The following is a 21,507-nucleotide window of genomic DNA, read 5'->3' on the forward strand; positions in this document are numbered from 1 at the left end:
AACAAAGCTATGAACAAGACACTCTCAATAGGACTCGCAGGTTTTTCTTTTACCATAGAAGAACACGCATATATAAAGCTCAGCGATTACCTGAACGCACTGAGAAGCTCTCTGGATGCTTCTGAGGCTGATGAAGTAATGCATGACATAGAAATAAGAATGGTGGAGATTTTCAAAGATTCTTTAGGAAAACGTGAAGTGATTAACGATACCGATGTAGAAAAGGTAATCGCACAGATCGGAAGCCCTGAAAAAATCGAAGAACAGGAAGAAGCTTATTATTCTGAAAAAACATCTGCCAGAAACAATAATTCAGGGACTCATTATACCGATAAAAAGCAGCTGTTCCGTGATCCGGAAAAACAAAAAGTAGCAGGAGTCTGTGCAGGTTTAGCTCAATATGTAGGAATGGATATTACTACCATGAGAGCAATCTGGCTGGGAATCTTCGTATTAGGAATTTTCACAGCAGCCATTTCCTCTTCATTAATAGGTCTTTTATATGTAATCCTTTGGATCGTACTTCCAAAAGCTGAAACAGCAGCAGATTTCCTGAAAATGCAGGGAAAGCCTATGAACTTCGACAATCTTAAGAATGAGTCTAACAAATTGGTACAATTTGCCAATGAATCTACTCAGAGGGTCGGAGAAATCTACAACGAAAACAAGCCATATATCAACAATGCAAGCAGCGGAGTCTGGAATGTATTCAAGTATATCGTAGGAGGATTCTTCGTACTGATGGCTGTAGGAAGTATTATCGGAGTATTTGTATTATTCGGTCTTTTCGGAATGGATACAGACTTCCCGGGAGCTAATGAGATCAGATTCTATATGGATGATCAGGGGCTTGACAAAGTGCTTGCTGCGATGATGGTGATCGGAAGCTTAATCCCGGCAATCCTTTTCAGCTTATTAAGCATCAAGATTTTCTCTCCAAAAACAAAACTGAGAAATATCGGATGGGTTGTAGGTGGTTTATTCCTTCTTTTGATCGGGCTTGGAACTTACTTCGGAATAAGCATGGCTAAGAAAGACATGATTTACAGAGGAAGCAAGGAAGACGTAGAAAATGTTGCCATCAAAACTACTTCAGATACTGTGTATGTGGATGTAAAACAGATCAACATTCCTCAGAGCTTTAAAGCGTACAACAATGATATTTACTCTGATAAAAGATCGGTGTATGAGGAAGATTATATTTCTGTAGATGTTACAAGAAAACCAGATATTAAAACGCCTTATCTGATCATCAAAAAAGAAGGAAAAGGATATAACTTCCCTATCCAGCTGACAGTTCCTGTAGAAGTGGTAAATAATAAAGTATTACTTCCAAACTACATCAAATATCCATATGAACACAGATTCAGAGATTACAGACTTGATTATGAACTTGTAGTTCCTCAGAAAATGGTGGTTATATCTATGAAAAAAGACCATATCAACATGGATGGTGACTTAGACGGAGACGGTATCAATGACAGCGATCAGGATGGGGATGAAGACAACAACGGTATCAGAATTGAAAAAAATAAAATCACGGTAAACGGTTCCAGTATTGAGTATAACTCTGATGATCAGGACAGTATCATCGTCAATGGAAAAAAGGTTCCGAACAGCCATGCAAAGAAAGTAATTGATTCTGCAGTGTCTACTATCAAAAAATCAAATAAAGATATGGACATCAAAATCAAAGACGGAAAAAACGAAATTTCCATACAAACTAAATAATTAACTTCAGAGAGTGGCAGAAGGTGTGGGTGGATGGCAACCGTTTGAAATTCACACCCTTCTTCTCTCAGAAAAGTGAAAATAAATCTCTATTTAGTTTATTATGTGAAAAAAAAGTTTTAATTTCGTAAAGCTAAATTTAATAACCAAATAATCAAAAACACAGCCTTATCATGATACAATTTGCAATGGAATTCGTAATGAAAATCGTAGATTTAATTAGCGGTTTGTTTTAAGAGCGATAATATTTCAATATATTTGTAAAGTATAACCAAAGCTTGGTTATACTTTTTTGTTTTTAATCCAGGAAATTTATGAAAAAGCTGTTAGGCAAAGCAATGTTAAAAATATTAGGTTGGAAAGTCGTTCTGCAGGGCGATGTCAACAATCTGAACAGGTGTATCCTTGTGGTAGCACCACACACTCATAATATGGAGTACATTTTAGGAAATTTCGCCTATTGGTCTTTGGAAAAACCTTTAAAGATTATTATTAAAGATGCCCACACCAAAGCCTGGTATGGAGGTATCGTAAAAGGGCTTGGAGGTATTGGGATCGACAGGAGCCAGAAAAATGACCTTGTGAATTTCGTAGCCAACCAGTTTTCAAAGGAAGATTTCAGTCTTGTTATTACTCCGGAAGGAACGAGAAGCTGGGTACCCAAATGGAGAAAAGGATTCTATCACATGGCTTTGGCTGCAAAAGTTCCTATTGTTCTGGCAGCAGGAGATTTTAAAAGAAAAATTGTTTATCTGGGCTACACCATTCCCTATGAAAGAATAGCATCAGTCCCTTTTTCAGAGATTATGCAGGAAATCCAGGACTATTATATAAAAAATGACATTGTTCCCAAAGTGCCTACCAACTGGAATCCCGATATTATGGGAACCGAGCTAGAAGCTAGAAGCTAGAAGCTAGAAGCTAGAAGCAAAATTAATCATCATTTATCAATTATTAAAATGAAAGGTAAGACAAAAGAAGAAATATTAGCATTCATCAATAAGTGGGGAGATGTAACTCTTGCCAAAACCCTTGAAATCAAATTTATCGATATTGATCTTGAAAACGAAACCCTTACAGCCACAATGCCTGTTCTCCCAAGAACCCATCAGCCGTTTGGGATCATGCATGGAGGAGCTAGCTGCGTTTTAGCTGAAACCTTAGGGTCAAGCCTGTCTAATATTTTTATCGATGGTGAAAAATATTACGGAGTAGGAACCAATATCAATTCCAATCATTTAAGAAGCAAAAAAGATGGTATTGTAACTGCTACGGCACGTTTTATCAGAAAAGGTAAAACCATGCACGTTTCTGAAATTGAAATCCGTGATGAAAAAGGAGTTTTGATCAATCATACTACAATGACGAACAATATCATTCACAGATAAATTGCATCAACATAAAAAATAAAGAGCTTAAATTAAATTTAAGCTCTTTTTATTTTGACATCTTTAAGACTAGTAATACCTTTGTAGAAAGGAAAATCACAGGGGGGAATTTTCTATAATATTTCCCAATGATGATTTTCAAAATCTTTCATAACCCATGATTTATTTCAAATTTCCTTTTGACGAGAGACTGCTGTCTGCGGATGAAAAAAACACAAAAAATGCTGTCACTTTTTTTTCCTATAACAGCTTAGAACAGATCAGCTTCAGCGGAGATATTTTTGAAATTGATGCTGCAGAATTTGCTCATACTTCTATTAATAACAAAAGCCTGATAAGCGATTCTACTGCTTCTTCTGCCGAAACAAAAGAAGAATACTGCGAAACATTACAGAAAGTAATTGAAGTGATTAAAGAAAATCACCTGCCAAAGATGGTTTACTCCAGAAAAAAGATTTTTACAGAATTTACATCTATCGATTATAAAGAGAGTTTCAAAAATCTATGCGAAACTTACCCCAATGCCTTCAGATATCTGTTTAATGATGGAAAAAATGCTTGGATGGGAGCTTTCTCGGAAGTATTAGGGAAGTTTAATAAAACGACTCACGAATTTGAAACTATGGCTCTTGCCGGAACTCTTCCCGTATCTGAAGAATGGTCTGATAAAGAAATTGAAGAACAAAAGCCGGTTACCAATTACATTCAGGATATTCTTAAGAACTATTCTGACAACGTACAACAATCGGAAACCTATGATCATATTTCCGGTAATATCAAACATTTACGAACAGATTTTAAAACCAGTATAAAACCTGAAGACCTTGATCAAATTATTCAGGACCTGCATCCTACTCCGGCTGTCTGTGGTATTCCAAAAGATTTTTGTAATGAGAATATCCGTAAATATGAAAAATTTCCCCGTGAATTTTATGCAGGCTATATAAAAGTTGAAACACAACAAAGTATTCTTTATTTTGTAAATCTACGCTGTGCAAGGCTTTATAAAGATTCTGTACATATTTTTGTGGGAGGCGGAATAACAGCTCAAAGCAATCCGGACAAAGAATGGAGAGAAACAGAACTGAAATCTGAAGCGATATTGAAAAACTTGGCTATTTTTTAGATCATATTATTTTACGTGTTAAGTTGATCACAGATTGCACAGATTTTCACGGATATTTGCATATAGTTTTCCTTGCTGAGTGCAACGCCCTTGCGAACGATTTTAAAGTGGCTAATAATACCTTTGCGAACTTTGCACCATAATTATAAGCTTGGCTAAAGCCTGTTTCTATTGAATATGAAATCCAATAATGTTTTTAATAACGGCGAAAATTCATAATTCATAATTACTATCATCCAGCCCCCTGCTACCTAAAAACCTGTCACCTAAAAAAACAAAAACCTCCTTCAAAAAGAAAGAGGCTATATCTATATTGAGAAATTCAATTTATTTCTTTACACCAATTCTGCTCCAGGTATCCATTACAAAAAGCAGGATAAGACCTATTGCTGCAGCACCCGCTGAGAATACAAACTTAATGTTATCTTCATCTCCAAGAATATCTGTTGCTTGCCAGTTGATAGCATAAAGATTGATGGTGATGAATACAATAAACAGTACTAAAAATACTTTATAAAACTTCTTCATGACTCTTTAAAAATTAATATAATTCTGCACCAACTGGGCAAAATTTGCGGTGAATAATTTAATTGAAATTGCCAAAAGGATGATTCCGAAAACTTTCTGAAGGATCATTAAGGTAGCATCCCCGATTTTCCTTTCCAGCCATTTCGCTGATTTCAGCACCAAATATACGAAAATTGTATTAAGAATAATTCCGCAGATAATATTAATATCATGAAATTCAGCTCTGAGGGATAGTGCAGTAGTCAGGGTTCCAGCACCAGCAACCAGCGGAAATGCGATGGGTACAATAGATGCGGCCTTTGCTTCAGTAGTTTTATTAATTTCAATCCCTAAAATCATTTCCAGCGCTATGACAAAAATCACAAAAGCTCCGGCAATAGCAAAGGAATTTACATCAACTCCAATAAGCTTAAGAATCTTATTTCCTACGAACAGGAAAACAATCATAATAGCTCCGGCAGTAATAGCAGCCCTTCCCGCTTCAATCTGTCCAAACTTCTGCTGAAGACTTACTATAATAGGAACTGAGCCTATAATATCAATAACAGCAAAAAGAACCATAAAGCTGGTAACAACCTCTTTAAAAGAAAAACCATCAAAAATTTCCATCTATTTGTAATTAAAAATTTCGCAAAAATATGAAAATAAACTGATTATTTGTTAATTTGTGAATATAAATTAACAATAGTTTTTAAAAGTTCTTCAAGAGCTTCAGTTGATTTCACAGGATTGTATTTCTCCATCTGAACTTTCTGCTGCAGCTTGCTGTATTCTTCTGCCACTGAAGAACCGTTGTGCTTTTCAAGAAAAGTCTTAAACTCGGAAGCAGAGCCCTGAAAATACTGACTTCTTACTTCTTCATCCAATTCTTCCAGAGTTACAAAAAACTTTTCATACTCTCCGTTATCTTTAAGATTTTCCAGATATCCGAAATAATCATTGATATCTGTTTTCATCAATTCTCTGATCTCCTTTTCTGTTTCAGCTACTGAACCTAAAGGTTTTGAAGGTACAGTTTCCCTAACTAATGTACGTTTTTTTTGCCAATTTTTAAATAACAGATACGCAACAAATAAGCTGATCAGAATAGCAATATTGGTTAAAAGAATATTCCAGTGGAATTTACTTTTTTCTTTTACTTTAAATGAAGTGGTTTTTAACACCGGAGTATTTACTGTCTCCAAAAGGTTATTGGTGTATTCGTTTACTTTTTCTACCGTAGAACGAGCCTCCATAATCTGATCATGAGAAAATGCGTTAAGATCCAGTGTTTTCTGTCCAAGATCTACATATTCTTTATTGGCAGGATCAAAGAAAGCAAATTGCTCTGTCTTAATTGAAATTACCCCTGATTTTTTAGGAATAATCACATAATTAGCCAGGATTTCACCTTTCATTCCCGCAGTTCCCGGAGCTACTTTAGAGGTAATTTTCGGTGCAAAAACTTCATAGTCCGGAGAAGCAGCAATTCTAGGAAGTTCCATATCCGGTAAATTACCTTCTCCTGAAACTTTCACCACTACATTCAGAGGCTTTTTGGCTTCAGGTTTTTCTTTGGAAGCGTTGTATAAGTTGACATTAAAGTTACCAACAGCATTTTTAAAACATTCCGGAGCTCCTTCAGGAAGCTTTCTTACATTGATTTTAACTTTATTGGAAACAATTTTTGTTTTATTTGAATAAGTACTTACCGAAGCGGATACTCCTGGAATTTCAACATATCCGGCTTCATTCGGAAATACCATAAACATAGCCAGAACCTGTGAAGGCATATTTCCATATCCTGAAGGATCTATCTCAGATTTATCAAAATTGATAGGATGTACATTGATATTGTCCTGCTGAGGAAGACGGATATTTTTCACCTTTCTCAGGTTATCCATATTTCTTGAATACACTCTCAGAACAGCTACGGTAGGCTGATCCTGATATACATCCCGGTCATCAATTTCCATGTTCAGATAGACCTCATTGGAGGTATTGGCAGCCAATGATCTTCTGTCGACAATATCACGGATATTGACATCAAAAGGTTCTGTTTTATAAATCCTGTTGTTTACGGTAACAAGAACGGAACCGATCTTTATTTTCCCTTTTTTCTTAGGCTCAAGAGCAATTCTGGAAACTTTTTGGGTAATTAAAGTATTGGTAGCCGGATCAATAACGGTATTGGTAACAGATCCGCTTCCTATAATATTAAATTTTGAAAGATCCGGAAGCTGAAAACCTGTCTGCTGTACAAGATCACTTCCGTTAAGTTCAAGAACAATGGTCAGATTAATGATATCCTTACCCGCATATTCGGTTTTATCTGCGTCCATAGACAGATTTACCTGTCCGTAAGTAATTACGGATGCCAGAGTAAGCAATATGTAAATTAATTTGTGCTGCATCACCAATCCTTCTCGTTGCTTTCAGGCATCGAATAAGAATTTTTATTTAAAATTCTTCTGGCGGTTTCTTTTTCTTTTTCGTTTATTTTATCTAAGATCGCATTTTCAAGATTCTTTGGCATTCTGCCTTCATTATTTTGATTCTGCTTAGGATTGTCACCCTGGTCACTTTTACCTTCGTTTTGTGGGCCGTTACCCTGATCCTGTTTTTTGTCTTTGTCGCCTTTCTGATCATCCTCTTTGTTCTGATCATTTCCGCCGCCGCCTTTTCCTGAGTTATTCTGTTCGTTTTTTTGCTGTTGTTTTTCTTTCTCTTTCAGTTTGGCAATCTCATAATTTTTTCTCGTTACCTCACTGTGGGGATCCTGCTTCAAAGCTTTTTTATAATAATCAGCAGCTTTTTCCGGCTGATTCATCTGCATATAAGCATTCCCTAAATTATGAAGAGCAGCCGTTTTATCGGAAAGTGTCTGTGAAAGTTTTTCTGCTTTTTCAAACTCAGCTTTTGCTTCTTCGTATTTTTTACTTTTATACAATGCGTTCCCCATATTGTAATGAGCGGTAAAATCTTTATCATTGGATTTTATCGCTTCCATATATTTGGAGGAGGCACCTTCATAATCTTTACCGTCAAATTTCTGATTGCCTTCATACACTAAATTTCTATAGCTTTCCTGCCCAAACATGACGCCTGAGAACGAAAGGGCAACAATAAACGATAAAAATATGATTTTAGTATTCATCACTTGCAAAATTATTCCTTTATATGTTAAGAAACAGAGTTTTATTTGTTAAAATTCGGTTAAAGTAGTTGTAGAATTTCTTCTATAAATAAAGGAATTCTACACATTAAAGTCTTTTTTGGGATTAAAAATATAAATTAAAAAGAAAAACAGAAGAGATACTGCAAGAAAATACTGGTAATAATGATTGGCATTTTGCGATTTCACCATAGTTTCCGCACCGGCAGATTTTTTATTAACTGCTTCTACAATTCTGTCCGGAGCTTCATTGATATTATTTCCGTCAATATAATTTCCGTCTGTAGATTCAGCCATTTTCTTTAATGCTTCTGTCTGTCTTTTTGAAATCACCGTACCTCCGTTGGCATCGGTTTTATAACCCATCAGCTGTCCGAACACATATTCCGGAACCGGAGCACCTTCATCTGTACCCACTCCTACAGAAGTAATGCTTATTCCTTCTTTATTAGCCAATCTGATGGCAGCATTATCATTTCCTTCATTATCTTCACCGTCACTCAAAAGAATTACTTTTCTGGATCCTTTGCTTACATTTTTAAATTTTTCAGCAGCAGCCTGCATTCCTTTCAGAAAATCTGTTCCCTGAATCTGCATAGAGCTGGTTTCAATACCGCTGATATAAGTTTCGGCAGAATTATAATCTGTTGTCAGAGGCATAATAGACATGGCATTTCCTGCAAAAATCACGATACCTACCTTGTCATTATTCATTTTCTTCATGGTAGCCAGCATCAGATTTTTGGCTTCTGTCAAACGGCTTGGATCTATATCTTCAGCGTTCATAGAATTGGATACATCCAGCATAAAGATCACATTGTTCAGTTTTTGGGTACTTTTTACCTCTTCTGAACCGTTCAGAAGGTCAATGATAGAGAATATAAGGAACAATGTACCCAATAAATATAAGGCGGGGAAAAATTTTGTAAATCCCGAACTTTTTTCGAATAAATTATCATGAAACTGGCTACCTGCAAAAATTTCTCTCTTCTTCTTTCTCCATTGTAAAAAACGGATCAAGAAAGAAGCTAACAGCGGCAGAAGCAACAGCAAAAATAAATACCAATAATTTCCTAAAGACCAACTCATCAGCTTAAAATTTTATAAAACACCCATCTCAACAATGCATCCAACACCAATATAGCCAGTGCAATCCAAAGGAATATTTTGAAATATTCTTCATAATTGTACAGCTTGGAAACCTTTACATCAGATTTTTCCAGCTGGTTGATCTCGTTATATACTTCTTCCAGACTGCTGTTTGAGGTAGCTCTGAAATATTTACCTCCCGTTGTGTGTGCTATTTCTCTCAAGGTATTTTCATCAATGGTAACCTCTGTTTCCGTAAAAATAAGGTCTCCAAAAATATCCTGAGATGTCGGCATCAGTGCATAACCATTGGTTCCTATTCCTATTGAATATACCTTGATATTATTATTTTTTGCCAGTTCAGCTGCGATCTGTGGAGGAATTGCATTCTGAATATTGCTTACGCCATCCGTCATCAGAATGATTACTTTACTTTTGGCTTTGCTTTTAATCAAATGATTCACCGCTACGGAAAGACCTTCTCCGATAGCTGTTCCAGGTTCAAGACCTGCAGAATTCAGATTTTTAATTTCATCAATAACGACCTGATGATCTGAGGTAACCGGAACTTTAGTAAAAGCTTCAGCCGCATAGGCAACCACACCTATTCTGTCGTTCGGGCGTTTCTGGACAAATTTCACGGCAATATCTTTCAATGCTGTGATTCTGTCCGGAGTGAGATCTTTTGCCAGCATACTTAAGGAAACATCAATAGATAACATAATATCAACCCCTTTTGTATCGTCTCTGTCCTGAGAAATCGTAAACGTTCTCGGTCTTGCCATGGCAATAATCAACGCAGAAAGAATGATATACTTCGAAATTTTCAGTAAAAAAAGTACACCCTGGATGCCACCGCTATGATCCATATTTTTTACCGTAGGAACTTTTATACCTTTTCTTTTATTTCTTCCAATATCCTTAATTAAAAGTGGAATAAACAGCAGAAAAAGCAGCAAAAACCATGGGCTGTAAAACTCAAAATTAAACATCCTTTCTTAAGTTTTCGAATTCTAAATCTTTGGATGATCTTTTCACAAAATCCCTGATATTGGCAAAATCTCTTTCCATGGTTTCCTGATCCGGGAATGTTTTGGCAAATTTCACCAGGTCTCCTCTAAGAAATACATCTTCTATTATTTTTTCGTTGTCCTGCGAGATTGTATTATTTTTTTTCATGACATCTATAAGGTCATCAGTAAGAAGTACATCTGCCGGAAGGCGGTATTGTTTTGTAATGAAGGTTCTGGAAATATCGATCAGTTCCACATAAAATGAACGGAAGTTTCCGCCTTCAATATATTTTTTCTTTTTAAGGGAATCAAGTTCTTTTAAGGTCTGATTGGTGGCCACTACAGGGGAACTCTTTGATTTTCTTCCCCATTTTACAAACATAATAATGGCAATGACCAGTGCAATCCCTGCCAATGCTGCAAGAATATAAAACTTGTAAAGCTCCCAGTAATCTTTGGGTTCAAGTTTCACCTGCTTGTTATTCATGATATCATTGATCTGATCTGCTTTTTGAGCTGTATTAATGACATCTATTTCATAAGGAATCGTTTTAAGTATTCGATCTCCTACTTTGAATTCCAGTTCCGGAATGGTAAATTTTCCTTCTTCAAAAACAGCAAACTCTATCTTTCTTTCATACGTGTTAGCCGTTTGTCCGATACTGTCTTTAGTTTCTTCAAAATGAAAAGGGAGCAGCTCATTTTTGGCAGCCGAAGTTACCTGCTGTTCATTAAGGTTATCAATCTTTATGGTAAGATGATTAATTTCTCCCAGAGCAAGAGTCTTCTTTTCTACGTTAGAGGATAATATCTGTGAAAAAGCATTTGCACAGATCAGAAAAGATAATATTAAAAGTATTTTTCTCAATGTTAAAATAATAAAGGCAGCTGCCTCATGTTTTTTAATTACGAGCAAAGCCCGATGTTATTTTTTCTGAAAGTAATTATACAATAATTTTGAATAATCTGAGCCGGTATTGATATTCATAAAACTGGCAGAGCTGTTGGCAAAATCTTCTTCCAGGGCTCTCAGTTTTTGTTTTTGAGCTTCCGCGAAGGTATATCGCCATCTTGCACTGGAAGTATTGGCCCATATTTCTTTTCCGGTTTCCACATCAAGTAAACGGGCATATCCTACGTCAGGAATTTCATTATCTTTTTCATCATAAATCCTCATTCCCAGCAACTGATGTTTCTTTGAAGCTACTCTCAGCATTTTGGAATCATAGGCATCCTCAAAATCTGAAAACAGAAATACCAGAGATTTTCTTTTAAAAATTCCCATCATATATTCCATTGCCTTGTCTATTTTAGATTCTGCCGGAACATAATCTGCAGTGAGAATATTACTGATAATGGAAAGAATATGTTTTCTTCCTTTTTGAGGAGGAATGACTTTGTATACTTTATCAGCAAACAAGATCAGCCCTACTTTATCATTATTACCTGCTGCTGAAAAGCCTAAACTGGCCGCAATTTCGGCTACGTATTCCCTTTTCAGCTGAACCTTTGTCCCATAATCCATGGAAGCGGAAATATCAACGAGAATCATCATTGTCAATTCCCTTTCTTCTTCCATCACTTTTACAAATGGCTCACGGAAACGTGCGGTTTTATTCCAGTCGATTCTTCTGATCTCATCACCAAACTGGTAGGGACGTACTTCCGAGAAAGTCATCCCCTGCCCTTTAAAGGCACTGTGATATTGTCCCATTAAAGCAGCCTCCGTCTTTTTTCTGGTACGGATTTCAATCTGCTTTACTTTTTTTACAATATCTTTTATCTGCATAGACGAGTTTAATGTTTAAAATTCTAAGTTTAATGTTGAGTGCGGAATTCGGGGTTAATCTTTTAATTCAATAGAAACATTCAACCACTCATTGTCAAACTTCGGGCTGTATTTTTTATAAAAATTGATGGCAGGTTCATTCCAGTTCAGTACCTGGAATACCATTCCGCTGTAATTATGGGTTTTACCATATTCCAGCGTTGCATCAAATAATTTCTTTCCTATTTGTTTTCCTCTCAGTTTTTCTGTCACAACCAGATCTTCCAGATACAGCCTTCTTCCTTTCCATGTTGAATATCTGTCGTAGTACAATGATATTCCAACTATTTCTCCTTCATATTCTGCCACGAAAGCTCCCCAAACGGGAGAAGCTCCGAAACCATCCTGAGTAAAATCCTCCAAACTAACGGTTACTTCATGCAATGCTTTTTCATATTCTGCCAATTCTTTTATCAAACCTAACATGGGAGCACAATCCTCCTGAACTGCTTTTCTTATGATCACATCACTCATTATGGTGCCTGTATTTTTGCTAAAATTCTATTAATAATTTCTTCTGTTGAAATTTCTTCTGCTTCAGCTTCAAAGGTTAAGCCCATCCTGTGTCTTAAGACATCTTTTGCCAGTGCTTTTACATCTTCCGGAATTACAAATGCTCTTCCTTTTAAGAAGGCATAGGCTCTTGAGGCAATAGCAAGGTTAATGGAAGCTCTTGGAGAAGCTCCGAAACTGATATAATTTTTAAGCTCAGAAAGACCGTAATTTTCCGGATAACGTGTTGCAAACACCATATCCAGTATATATTTTTCAATTTTCTCGTCGAGATAAATCTGATTGATAAGTTCTTTCGCATCTACAATATCCTGAAGGGAAATGACAGGTTTCACTGTGGGCTGATGGGATGTTGAAACCATTCTCATCACCTGTCTTTCGTCTTCAAAAGCAGGATAATCGATCGTACACTTCAACATAAAACGGTCGCTTTGTGCTTCAGGCAGCAAATAAGTTCCTTCCTGATCAATTGGGTTCTGCGTTGCCAATACTAGGAACGGTTTTGGAAGTTTCATGGTTTCATCACCAATTGTCACCTGTTTTTCCTGCATAACCTCCAAAAGAGCGGACTGTACTTTTGCCGGCGCACGGTTGATCTCATCCGCTAAAACAAAGTTCGCAAATACCGGCCCTTTTTTTATAGAAAAATCATTGTCTCTGATATTAAAGATCATGGTTCCTACTACATCAGCAGGAAGTAAATCCGGTGTAAACTGAATTCTTGAAAAATCTCCATGAACAGCGTCTGCCAATGTTTTTATCGCTAAGGTTTTAGCCAGTCCCGGTACTCCTTCAAGAAGGACGTGTCCATTTCCCAAAAGTCCTACCAAAAGACGATCTACCATGTATTCCTGTCCAATAATAACTTTGTTGATTTCCTGTCTCAGAAGAGAAAATAAGTAGTTTTTTTCTTTTACTTTTTCCGTCAATTGGCGGATATCTTCAGCTTGATATATCTCTGACATAGCTTGATTTAAAATAAGTGGTAAATTTCTGATAAATACTTGCATTAATCAACATAATAAATGCCATTTTTGAGTTAAAGTTTGTTAAAAATTCCGGCATTGATGCGAGGTTATGAATTGCTGAAGGCTTAAAACTCAATAAGATTATTAATTTTTTTCATAAAAATATATAAATTTTGCTTCAATCATCTGTTCAAAAATTGTCATTTCCAGTTTATTAAACTATTTTTGGAGATTAAAAATTTTGTAAAATGAATTATCATTTTCAAGCACACAGACAGGTAAGAAAGAACCTATTAGATATCCTTCAGAATACCTCTCATGAAGACCTGATTCTGATTCCGGATGGTTTCAACAACAATATCTACTGGAATATTGCACATACTGTTGCCACACAGCAGCTGCTGCACTATTACCTGAGCGGAAATCCTTTCCGTATTGATAAGTATTGGATTGAGACCTACAAGAAAGGAACTTTACCCAACTTAAATGTTCAGAAATCTGAAGTGGAAGATTTAGAATTTTTGCTTACAGAAACTTCAAAGATTTTAATGAAGGATTATGACAGTGATTTCTTCTCAGATTACACTCCTTACACCACAAGTTTCGGAATGGATCTGAAAAGCATACAGGATGCTATCATCTTCAACAATATGCATGAAACCCTTCATTACGGATATGTGATGGCACAAAAAAGAGCAATTTTAGGAGAGAAAGGCAGATAGTGAATCTTGCTGCGCAAGTCAATAGTCAAATGTAAATATGCATCCGCCAGATTGACTTACAAAGTAAAATTCACGATTGACAATTCACTCTATAACTATATAATATATTTTCAATGAAAGACGATTTTATTTTCGGGCTGCGTCCCGTGATTGAAGCAATTGAAGCGGGAAAAACGATTGACAAGATCTTTGTGCAGAATGCACTTCAGGGTCCTATTTATGCTGAATTAAAAGCCATTTTAGCGAAAAATAAAATCCGTCCCAATTATGTTCCGGTTGAAAAACTGAACCGTTTTACAAGAAAAAACCATCAGGGTGTGGTTGCTTTTATTTCGGATGTACCGTTTCATAAGGTGGAGGATATTGTTCCACAATTATTTGAACAGGGAAAAACACCTTTTCTTTTAATCCTGGACAGACTTACTGATGTCAGAAACTTCGGTGCGATCTGCAGAACGGCAGAATGTGTAGGAGTAGACGCGGTTATCATTCCGGAAAAGGGTGCAGCTCCTATTAACTCCGATGCTATAAAAACTTCTGCAGGTGCTATTTACAACATTAAAATATGTAAAGAAAACAACCTGGCTCATGCAGTAGATTTCCTTCAGCAAAGCGGAATTTCTGTGTATGCAGCCAGTGAAAAAGCTCAGAAATTAATTTATGATGTTAATATGACAGAGCCATGCGCTATTGTTATGGGAAATGAAGAAACCGGAATTTCTAAAGAAGTATTGCATCATGCTGATGAAAAAATAAAACTTCCTATTGAAGGAAAAACTCAATCTCTGAATGTATCTGTAGCATGTGGAGCGATTTTGTATGAAGCGGTAAGACAAAAAATGACCGTAATACCCAATCCATAAACCAGGGCAATACAATCACGTTGCAGTATTGTGAGGATATTATTTTTATATGTATTTCAGATTTATCTGTCAAAAATACAGAATCATAATCTTCTCCAATGAATCAGGTGGAGAATATGAAGCAAAACCGCATGATATTGCGGATTAAGAAATAGTAGTAAAAAATAAAGTTAAAAAAATCAAATGAAGAACATTGCAGCGCTTGCGCTTATATCATCAATAGCCCTTGTATCCTGTAAAAAAGAAACGGCAAAAATAACAAAAGTAGATCCTAAAACCGGAAAGACAGTAACTATAGAAGTTCCTGCTGATTCTGTAGCAAAAGTGGCAGAAAATCCGGCAATTAAAGACTCTGCGGGAGTTATCACACAGACTTTCAAATTAGAAAAAGGAAAGACATATCCACTTACCACTTATCAGAGGGATGTAAAAACGATGACAGATCCTCAGGGAAAATCTATCACGGCTACCAGCGAATCTACAGATGAAATGAATTTTGTAGTGGATGACATCAAAGGAAACGTATATGAGATGACCCTTAACCTTGTAGCAAAGAGAAGTTCTCAGTCAGCACAGGGAAAAACGGTAGTAGTAGACACCAAACTTCCTCTTCCTAAAGAAGATGATCTTAAAATGATCTGGAATGTCAACAAAGCGCTTACCGGAAACAAACTTCAGATGAAGATGGATACAAAAGGGAATGTAATTTCTATTACCGGATTTGATGCTGTTTACACAAAAGTAGGTAACGCCGTAGGTACACTTATCAAAGATGCCAATGAAAAAGCAAGCGTAGTAGCGAGCCTTAAACAGTCATTCAACGAAAAAGTACTGAAAGATCAGTTCCATAAAAACCTGATGATTATTCCTAAAAAAGGAGTAAAAATGGGAGAAAAGTGGTCAACTTCTGAAAATGCTGACCCAAGCGGAAGCGTAAAAGTAACATCGAATTATGTGCTTAAAAGTTTAGGAAACGGAGCAGCAGAAATTGCAGTAACCGGAGGGATTCCTAAGAAAACAGAAAAGAAAGCTCAAGGGCCAATTACACACAGCCTGAGCAGTGAACTGGTTCAGAACGGAACCATTAAATTTGACGAAAGTACTGGATGGATTACCAACCAGAATATCAACGTAAAAACAACTCAGATAGAAACCATTTCAGATGGAAAACAATCTCAGTCTATGAAGAGCGTTTCCAATTCTTCGGTAATGGTAAACCCATCTGCCAAATAACTTGAATAAACATTCAGGGTTTAAAGTTTACATGTTAAGCCCTGAACTTTAAACAAAAAAATTATGAAGTACATTCTTGAGTTAGTACTCTCTGCCATTATTATTTTCTTTGTCTGGAATATTCTGAAAAGAATTTTCTTTAAGACATTCTACAGCTATCGTTTCAATAATGATAACCAGAATAACAAACAGCAGGACCTACACAACTCGAATAAGAATAATCAACAAAACCTTAAGTGGGACGCAGAAACGGTAGACTACGAAGAGGTGAAAGAGAGTAAGGACAAAAGGTAAAAATTCCAAGAAATAAAAGATAATAACCAGCATGGCAAAAAATAAAAACTTAATTTATATTGCAGCTTCATTAGTAGTATTTATAGTTTTAGCATTTTTATATTCCACTCCTGTATTTTCAGGGAAACAGCTTTTCCAGCACGACATCGTGCAATACAGAGGAGGAGCAAAAGAACTGCTCGATTATAGAGCTAATACCGGAAATGAGACCTATTGGAGTGACTCCATGTTTGGGGGAATGCCGACTTATCAGATGGGAAGCCAGTTCAAAGGTGACATCATCAAAAAAATCGACAGCAATCTGAATTTCCTGCCAAGGCCGGTTAATTATCTCTTCCTGCTGTTTGCAGGTTTTTTCCTTTTGGGAATGGTAGTAGTCAGAAATTGGAAATATGCACTCTTAGGAGCCACTTTCTTCGGGCTTTCAACCTATTTTTATATCATTATTGCCGCCGGACATAATGGTAAAGTCAATACCATTGAATATTTTGCACCGCTGCTGGCCGGTATTTTACTGGTGTATATCAGAAAACAATACATCTGGGGATTCATTGTCACTACCCTTTTTATGGGTCTTCAAATTGCTGCGAACCACCCACAGATGACCTATTATCTGTTCCTTGCTTTAGCATTCTTATTCCTATCTGAACTCATCAGAGCCATCCAGAAAAAGACACCGATGAAACATTTCCTTATTTCATCAGGAATTATTGCGGCATCATGTGTTATTGGAGTTGGAATGAATTCACAAAGAATCATGGCCAATTCTGAATATGTAAAAGAAACGGTTCGTGGAAAACAGATTTTAACGAACGACAGCCATACTTCAGGAAAATCCGGAATGGACAAAGAGAGCATGCTGATGTGGAGCTATGGGCAACTGGAAACTTTAAACCTTTTTATCCCAAGATTAATGGGTGGCGGAAGCCAGGAACCTGAAGGAAAAGAAATCATGAACAGAGTTCAGGAACTGGTTCAGGAAAATGTAGGTTCACAGGCAGAAATGGATAGAATTTCCAAAGGTTTCAGCGGGGTAACCTACTGGGGAGATCAGCCGGGAACTTCCGGACCAGCCTATCAGGGAGCTATTGTATGTTTCCTTGCCTTATTGGGATTCTTTTTTGCCTCGAAAAAATACCGTTACTGGATTTTAGGAGCTTCCATTCTCACTATTTTGCTGGCCTGGGGAAGTAACTTCATGCCATTATCGGATTTCTTTATCGATTATGTACCGTTCTATAATAAATTCAGAGCTCCTTCATCCATCTTAGTGGTAGTAGAATTATTATTCCCGTTAATTGCTATTCTGGGATTATACAGATTTTTCACAGATGAAAAACTAACTGAAGAGTACAAACAGAAAATCCTTCTTTATGTGGGAGGTGGAACTTTAGGATTTTTGTTGATTCTTTTAGTCTTTGGAAAGTCATTACTAGGCTTTGTTACAGAAAGCGAAAAAACCTACTTCCCTCCTTTCCTTCTCGATTATCTTGTAGATGAAAGATATAAACTATTCAGAATAGATGCGATAAAAGCATTCATCTATGTAGCGATTGCTGCAGCTGCTTTATTCTTAACTTTAAAGAAAAAGCTTAATCAGAATATAGCTTTGATTATCATCGGAGTGGTAAGTTTATTTGATCTTTGGTCCGTCAACAAGCGTTACTTAAACGATGAAAACTACGTAGATAAAATCTTTGCTGAAAATCCTTTCCAGACAGAAAGCTCAGATCTGCTGGCTGAAAAAGTTCAGGGAAATCCAAATCTGGAATCTATTTTATCCAATGTCAACATCAACAAAACATTGGAAACGATTGCTGAAAAAGACAAAACGCACTACAGAATTTACAACCAGACACTGGGTGTAACCAGTGAAACCAATACGTCTTATTTTAAGGCTTCCATTGGAGGTTATCACGCAGTTAAATTAAGAAGATACGATGATGTACTAAATGAATACATTAATAGTGTCGACAGTGTAAAAACACCTAATATTTTAAACTTATTAAATGCCAAATACATGGTTTTCGGAGGCCCTGAGCAGCCACAGGTTGTTCCTAATCCAAAAGCCAACGGAAATGCATGGTTTGTAAGTGATTTAAAATTTGTAGATACTCCTAACCAGGAAATAAAAGCTATCGGGACTATAGACAACAAAAAAACGGCTGTCATTTCTTCATCTGACAAATCATATTTTGATAACAAACCGGTTCAGGCAGATTCTACAGCATTTATTACTCTCATAAAATACCAGCCTAACGAACTTGAATTTAAATCTCAGTCGAAGACGCCTCAATTGGCTGTATTCTCTGAAGTGTATTATCCTCATGGATGGAAAGTGTTAGTAGATGAGAAAGAAGTTCCTTACATCAAAGCAGATTATTTGCTTCGTGCCGTACATGTTCCGGCAGGAAACCACCATATCAGAATGGTTTTTGAACCTGAAGTGATTGAAAAAGGGAAATGGCTTTCTCTTCTTTCATTCGGATTATTTATCCTGTTGGCAGCATTTGGACTTTTCTGGATGAATAAGAACAAGAAAAAAGAGATTGCAGCTGAATAAAAAGCTTAAACAGTATAATAAGGTTTTTAAATAATATTACGAATGTCATTCTGAATGAAGCATAGCGTAATGAAGAATCTCAAAATGAAAACGTTAGGCACTCATAATTACTATGTTTACATACTGACTAATAAAACAAAGACAGTATTATATACAGGAGTCAACAACGATTTGAAGAACAGACTATACTGGCATAAAAATCCAGAAGCTGTTGAAAAAAGCTTCACCTCAAGATATAAATGCTTTTATTTAATATATTTTGAACATTTTGGTGACATTGAGACAGCAATAAATAGAGAGAAACAAATAAAAGGCTGGACCAGACAAAAGAAAGAAAACTTAATTAAAGAATTCAATCCAGATTGGAAATTTCTCAATGAAGAGATAGAGTGAGATTCTTCACTGCGCTACGCTTCGTTCAGAATGACAAAGACCATTAAGTAAATAAATGGAACAGAAGAAAATATTGATTATCACCTATTACTGGCCTCCTGCGGGAGGTCCTGGTGTTCAAAGGTGGCTGAAATTTGCAAAATATCTGCCAGATTTCGGCTGGAAACCGATCATCTATACTCCGAAAAATCCAAGTTATCCATTGCTGGACGAAACGTTGATGAAAGACGTTCCTGAAAATATTGAGATGGTAAGAACCAAAATCTGGGAACCTTATCAGCTGGCTGAAAAACTGAACAAAAGCAATAAAAAATTCAAAGCAGGACAATTTGATGTAGGAAAAAACCAAAGCTGGAAATCAAAACTTTCGATCTGGGTGAGAGGCAATTTTTTCATTCCTGATGCCAGAGTCTTTTGGGTAAAACCTTCCGTTACATTTTTAGAAAAATACCTGAAAGAAAATTCTATAGATACCATCGTTACTTCCGGTCCTCCCCACTCACTCCATCTGATTGGTTTAGGGCTTAAAAATAAAATGCCGGATTTGAAATGGATTGCCGATTTCCGTGATCCATGGACAGAGATTTCCTATTACAAACATTTGAAATTAACCAAAAGTTCGGATAAAAAACACCGTCAGCTGGAAAGTGCTGTATTTAAAAATGCAGACATTACCTTAGCGACAAGCTACACTGATGCGGAAAATTTCAGAAAAGCCGGAGCCAATGCCGTTTGTATTACGAACGGATTTGATGAAAGCGATTCAAGCAAAAAAGCAGAAGAACAAAAAGGTGAAAATACAAATTCACAAATTGAAAAAGCATTTACGCTAAGCTATATTGGGGTTTTGGAACAGTTGAGAAACCCTGATAATCTATGGAAAGCACTTGATGAACTGATCAGGGAAAATGTCGATTTTGCCACTGATTTTAAATTAAAATTTGTCGGAAGAATAGATGATAAAATTTTACAGTCCATTGAAAATTCAAGCCTGAAAAACCATATCCTGAACCTTGGATACCTTGCTCATGGGAAAGCGGTAGAAGAGATGCAGAATTCTGATCTGCTTCTTATTACCAATTTCCCGAATGAATCTTCAAAGGGAATTATCCCCGGAAAGATATTTGAATATCTGGCTTCAGGAAAACAGATTCTTTCCTTCGGGCCTGAGAAAGCTGATGTGGCAAAAATTCTGGAAGAAACTAAGGCAGGAAAACATTTCAGTTATCAGGATACAGAAACTGTCAAAAAGTTTGTTCTAGAAAAATTTGAACTTTGGAAAAATGGCAGCCTTCTTGAAAACACTCAGCATATTGAGCAGTTCTCAAGAAAAAATCTTACTCAGCAGCTGACTGAAGTTTTGAAATAAAAAGAGAGAGGAAGTTAGAGGCTGGAAGCTGGAAGTTTATTTAAGTCGTCAACTTCTAGCTTCTAACTTTGAACTTTGAACTTTTATATCGTCCACTGATCGTTCACCACAGCAGTCAGATAATATTTACCCTGAAATTCTTCCCATACGAAACGAACCGTTTTCCAGTCCATATTACCGGATTTTTCGGTTCCTTTGATATAATTTTCCGTGAAATCAGCTTTAGGATAAATCTCTTTTAAATTATTCAGGGAATTACCTCCTCCGATAAATTTATTTACTGAATATTGTGAAGCTGTAAAGTCTTTAGAAAAAACCCATTTGCCAAGATAATCGTTGATGGTTGCTTTATAAGGATCTCCTGAACCATCCTGTGTACCCCATGTAAACAATGTTTTAGCAGGCTGGTATTTTTCAAAATCTGCTTTAGAAAAATGTTTATCTTCCTTCTGATTAATAAAAGCATACATTGAAAAGCGAATTCCTTTCTGTGGGTGGATCATAGAAGCAAAAGCAGTGTAATCTTTATTCTGCAGTGCCTTCAAAACCTCATCATTAGCCTGCTTTAAAGCAGCTTCTTTATCAGCATTATTCTCAACGGCACCTGCACTGTCTGTCTTATTTTGTGCAATGGAATCGATCTCGTTCGGAACAGGTTTTCCAGCTTCTTTTTTACAGGCTGCAACAAGACTCAAAACGACTACAGCGATCAATAATTTTTTCATATTTTAC

22 protein-coding genes are annotated in these 21,507 nt (G+C 36.4%); 11 read left to right on the top strand and 11 right to left on the bottom strand.

The genetic code is table 11. The features are described 5' to 3' along the window. Positions 1–9: 9 nt before the first annotated feature. The 4 genes from C8D70_RS05965 to C8D70_RS05980 all read left to right on the top strand — a co-directional run bounded on the left by C8D70_RS05965 (position 10) and on the right by C8D70_RS05980 (position 4,245). The gene (locus C8D70_RS05965) at positions 10–1,731 is read left to right on the top strand and encodes a PspC domain-containing protein (protein ID WP_110366709.1); all 1,722 of its coding nucleotides are present in this window, start codon (positions 10–12) and stop codon (positions 1,729–1,731) included. 314 nt (positions 1,732–2,045) lie between these two features. Then, positions 2,046–2,642, top strand: coding sequence for a 1-acyl-sn-glycerol-3-phosphate acyltransferase (locus tag C8D70_RS05970; RefSeq protein ID WP_076597433.1), 597 nt, complete (start codon positions 2,046–2,048; stop codon positions 2,640–2,642). Between the two features lie 48 nt (positions 2,643–2,690). Next, positions 2,691–3,119, top strand: coding sequence for a PaaI family thioesterase (locus tag C8D70_RS05975; protein ID WP_110366710.1), 429 nt, complete (start codon positions 2,691–2,693; stop codon positions 3,117–3,119). A 157-nt stretch (positions 3,120–3,276) separates the two neighbouring features. After that, complete coding sequence (locus C8D70_RS05980; protein ID WP_110366711.1) at positions 3,277–4,245, top strand: chorismate-binding protein; 969 nt, start codon at positions 3,277–3,279, stop codon at positions 4,243–4,245. A gap of 327 nt (positions 4,246–4,572) precedes the next feature. Here the strand turns inward: C8D70_RS05980 and C8D70_RS05985 are convergent, their stop codons facing one another. From C8D70_RS05985 to C8D70_RS06030, 10 genes are all read right to left on the bottom strand, one after another. Next, complete coding sequence (locus tag C8D70_RS05985; RefSeq protein ID WP_076597436.1) at positions 4,573–4,773, bottom strand: hypothetical protein; 201 nt, start codon at positions 4,771–4,773, stop codon at positions 4,573–4,575. Between the two features lie 6 nt (positions 4,774–4,779). After that, the gene (locus tag C8D70_RS05990) at positions 4,780–5,382 is read right to left on the bottom strand and encodes a MarC family protein (protein WP_076597437.1); all 603 of its coding nucleotides are present in this window, start codon (positions 5,380–5,382) and stop codon (positions 4,780–4,782) included. Between the two features lie 44 nt (positions 5,383–5,426). Continuing rightward, complete coding sequence (locus C8D70_RS05995; RefSeq protein ID WP_110366712.1) at positions 5,427–7,166, bottom strand: BatD family protein; 1,740 nt, start codon at positions 7,164–7,166, stop codon at positions 5,427–5,429. After that, positions 7,166–7,909 (bottom strand): tetratricopeptide repeat protein, encoded by a 744-nt coding sequence (locus C8D70_RS06000; protein WP_083688910.1) that lies wholly within the window; start codon positions 7,907–7,909, stop codon positions 7,166–7,168. Before C8D70_RS06000 ends, C8D70_RS05995 begins: the two co-directional genes overlap by 1 nt. A gap of 99 nt (positions 7,910–8,008) precedes the next feature. Further along, positions 8,009–9,016: a vWA domain-containing protein gene (locus C8D70_RS06005; RefSeq protein WP_110366713.1), complete on the bottom strand. Its 1,008-nt coding sequence runs from the start codon at positions 9,014–9,016 to the stop codon at positions 8,009–8,011. Continuing rightward, positions 9,016–10,008 carry a VWA domain-containing protein gene (locus tag C8D70_RS06010; RefSeq protein WP_110366714.1) on the bottom strand — a complete coding sequence of 331 codons (993 nt, stop codon included), beginning with the start codon at positions 10,006–10,008 and terminating at the stop codon, positions 9,016–9,018. Before C8D70_RS06010 ends, C8D70_RS06005 begins: the two co-directional genes overlap by 1 nt. After that, positions 10,001–10,897, bottom strand: a complete 897-nt coding sequence (locus tag C8D70_RS06015; protein ID WP_051934306.1) for a BatD family protein — start codon at positions 10,895–10,897, stop codon at positions 10,001–10,003. The genes C8D70_RS06010 and C8D70_RS06015 overlap by 8 nt, the downstream gene beginning before the upstream one ends. A gap of 57 nt (positions 10,898–10,954) precedes the next feature. Next, positions 10,955–11,818, bottom strand: a complete 864-nt coding sequence (locus C8D70_RS06020) for a DUF58 domain-containing protein (RefSeq protein WP_076597442.1) — start codon at positions 11,816–11,818, stop codon at positions 10,955–10,957. Positions 11,819–11,872: 54 nt separating this feature from the next. Beyond that, entirely contained in the window at positions 11,873–12,331 is a 459-nt protein-coding gene (locus tag C8D70_RS06025) for a GNAT family N-acetyltransferase (RefSeq protein ID WP_110366715.1), read from the bottom strand. Further along, positions 12,331–13,335: an AAA family ATPase gene (locus C8D70_RS06030; protein WP_076597444.1), complete on the bottom strand. Its 1,005-nt coding sequence runs from the start codon at positions 13,333–13,335 to the stop codon at positions 12,331–12,333. The genes C8D70_RS06025 and C8D70_RS06030 overlap by 1 nt, the downstream gene beginning before the upstream one ends. A gap of 251 nt (positions 13,336–13,586) precedes the next feature. Between C8D70_RS06030 and C8D70_RS06035 the strand changes: the two genes are divergently transcribed. The 7 genes from C8D70_RS06035 to C8D70_RS06065 all read left to right on the top strand — a co-directional run bounded on the left by C8D70_RS06035 (position 13,587) and on the right by C8D70_RS06065 (position 20,775). Then, on the top strand, positions 13,587–14,060 hold the full coding sequence (locus tag C8D70_RS06035; RefSeq protein ID WP_110010139.1) for a DinB family protein: 474 nt from the start codon (positions 13,587–13,589) through the stop codon (positions 14,058–14,060). A 113-nt stretch (positions 14,061–14,173) separates the two neighbouring features. After that, on the top strand, positions 14,174–14,923 hold the full coding sequence (gene rlmB, locus C8D70_RS06040) for a 23S rRNA (guanosine(2251)-2'-O)-methyltransferase RlmB (protein WP_181416097.1): 750 nt from the start codon (positions 14,174–14,176) through the stop codon (positions 14,921–14,923). A 183-nt stretch (positions 14,924–15,106) separates the two neighbouring features. Further along, positions 15,107–16,156 (top strand): DUF6263 family protein, encoded by a 1,050-nt coding sequence (locus tag C8D70_RS06045; RefSeq protein ID WP_110366717.1) that lies wholly within the window; start codon positions 15,107–15,109, stop codon positions 16,154–16,156. A gap of 63 nt (positions 16,157–16,219) precedes the next feature. Continuing rightward, positions 16,220–16,450, top strand: a complete 231-nt coding sequence (locus tag C8D70_RS06050) for a hypothetical protein (RefSeq protein ID WP_076597448.1) — start codon at positions 16,220–16,222, stop codon at positions 16,448–16,450. A gap of 31 nt (positions 16,451–16,481) precedes the next feature. Next, positions 16,482–19,013: a YfhO family protein gene (locus C8D70_RS06055; RefSeq protein ID WP_110366718.1), complete on the top strand. Its 2,532-nt coding sequence runs from the start codon at positions 16,482–16,484 to the stop codon at positions 19,011–19,013. A gap of 84 nt (positions 19,014–19,097) precedes the next feature. Continuing rightward, positions 19,098–19,406: a GIY-YIG nuclease family protein gene (locus C8D70_RS06060; RefSeq protein ID WP_076597458.1), complete on the top strand. Its 309-nt coding sequence runs from the start codon at positions 19,098–19,100 to the stop codon at positions 19,404–19,406. A gap of 55 nt (positions 19,407–19,461) precedes the next feature. Then, positions 19,462–20,775, top strand: coding sequence for a glycosyl transferase family 1 (locus C8D70_RS06065; protein ID WP_110366719.1), 1,314 nt, complete (start codon positions 19,462–19,464; stop codon positions 20,773–20,775). A gap of 83 nt (positions 20,776–20,858) precedes the next feature. Here the strand turns inward: C8D70_RS06065 and C8D70_RS06070 are convergent, their stop codons facing one another. Beyond that, complete coding sequence (locus tag C8D70_RS06070; protein WP_110366720.1) at positions 20,859–21,500, bottom strand: hypothetical protein; 642 nt, start codon at positions 21,498–21,500, stop codon at positions 20,859–20,861. Between the last annotated feature and the right edge of the window lie 7 nt (positions 21,501–21,507).

The sequence above is a fragment of the Chryseobacterium sp. CBTAP 102 genome, from assembly GCF_003201365.1.
In the GTDB taxonomy this organism is placed as follows: Bacteria; Bacteroidota; Bacteroidia; order Flavobacteriales; family Weeksellaceae; genus Chryseobacterium; species Chryseobacterium candidae.

Excerpts from the sequence above, each read along its gene's own strand:
- C8D70_RS05975 (WP_110366710.1), top strand. The coding sequence starts at position 2,691 with ATGAAAGGTAAGACAAAAGAAGAAATATTAGCATTCATCAATAAGTGG.
- C8D70_RS06055 (WP_110366718.1), top strand. The coding sequence starts at position 16,482 with ATGGCAAAAAATAAAAACTTAATTTATATTGCAGCTTCATTAGTAGTA.
- C8D70_RS06000 (WP_083688910.1), bottom strand. The coding sequence starts at position 7,909 with ATGAATACTAAAATCATATTTTTATCGTTTATTGTTGCCCTTTCGTTC.
- C8D70_RS06070 (WP_110366720.1), bottom strand. The coding sequence starts at position 21,500 with ATGAAAAAATTATTGATCGCTGTAGTCGTTTTGAGTCTTGTTGCAGCC.
- C8D70_RS06060 (WP_076597458.1), top strand. The coding sequence starts at position 19,098 with ATGAAAACGTTAGGCACTCATAATTACTATGTTTACATACTGACTAAT.
- C8D70_RS05980 (WP_110366711.1), top strand. The coding sequence starts at position 3,277 with ATGATTTATTTCAAATTTCCTTTTGACGAGAGACTGCTGTCTGCGGAT.
- C8D70_RS06010 (WP_110366714.1), bottom strand. The coding sequence starts at position 10,008 with ATGTTTAATTTTGAGTTTTACAGCCCATGGTTTTTGCTGCTTTTTCTG.
- C8D70_RS06050 (WP_076597448.1), top strand. The coding sequence starts at position 16,220 with ATGAAGTACATTCTTGAGTTAGTACTCTCTGCCATTATTATTTTCTTT.
- C8D70_RS05990 (WP_076597437.1), bottom strand. The coding sequence starts at position 5,382 with ATGGAAATTTTTGATGGTTTTTCTTTTAAAGAGGTTGTTACCAGCTTT.
- C8D70_RS05985 (WP_076597436.1), bottom strand. The coding sequence starts at position 4,773 with ATGAAGAAGTTTTATAAAGTATTTTTAGTACTGTTTATTGTATTCATC.
- C8D70_RS05995 (WP_110366712.1), bottom strand. The coding sequence starts at position 7,166 with ATGCAGCACAAATTAATTTACATATTGCTTACTCTGGCATCCGTAATT.
- C8D70_RS05965 (WP_110366709.1), top strand. The coding sequence starts at position 10 with ATGAACAAGACACTCTCAATAGGACTCGCAGGTTTTTCTTTTACCATA.
- C8D70_RS06005 (WP_110366713.1), bottom strand. The coding sequence starts at position 9,016 with ATGAGTTGGTCTTTAGGAAATTATTGGTATTTATTTTTGCTGTTGCTT.
- C8D70_RS06045 (WP_110366717.1), top strand. The coding sequence starts at position 15,107 with ATGAAGAACATTGCAGCGCTTGCGCTTATATCATCAATAGCCCTTGTA.
- C8D70_RS06065 (WP_110366719.1), top strand. The coding sequence starts at position 19,462 with ATGGAACAGAAGAAAATATTGATTATCACCTATTACTGGCCTCCTGCG.
- C8D70_RS06020 (WP_076597442.1), bottom strand. The coding sequence starts at position 11,818 with ATGCAGATAAAAGATATTGTAAAAAAAGTAAAGCAGATTGAAATCCGT.
- C8D70_RS05970 (WP_076597433.1), top strand. The coding sequence starts at position 2,046 with ATGAAAAAGCTGTTAGGCAAAGCAATGTTAAAAATATTAGGTTGGAAA.
- C8D70_RS06030 (WP_076597444.1), bottom strand. The coding sequence starts at position 13,335 with ATGTCAGAGATATATCAAGCTGAAGATATCCGCCAATTGACGGAAAAA.
- C8D70_RS06035 (WP_110010139.1), top strand. The coding sequence starts at position 13,587 with ATGAATTATCATTTTCAAGCACACAGACAGGTAAGAAAGAACCTATTA.
- rlmB (WP_181416097.1), top strand. The coding sequence starts at position 14,174 with ATGAAAGACGATTTTATTTTCGGGCTGCGTCCCGTGATTGAAGCAATT.
- C8D70_RS06025 (WP_110366715.1), bottom strand. The coding sequence starts at position 12,331 with ATGAGTGATGTGATCATAAGAAAAGCAGTTCAGGAGGATTGTGCTCCC.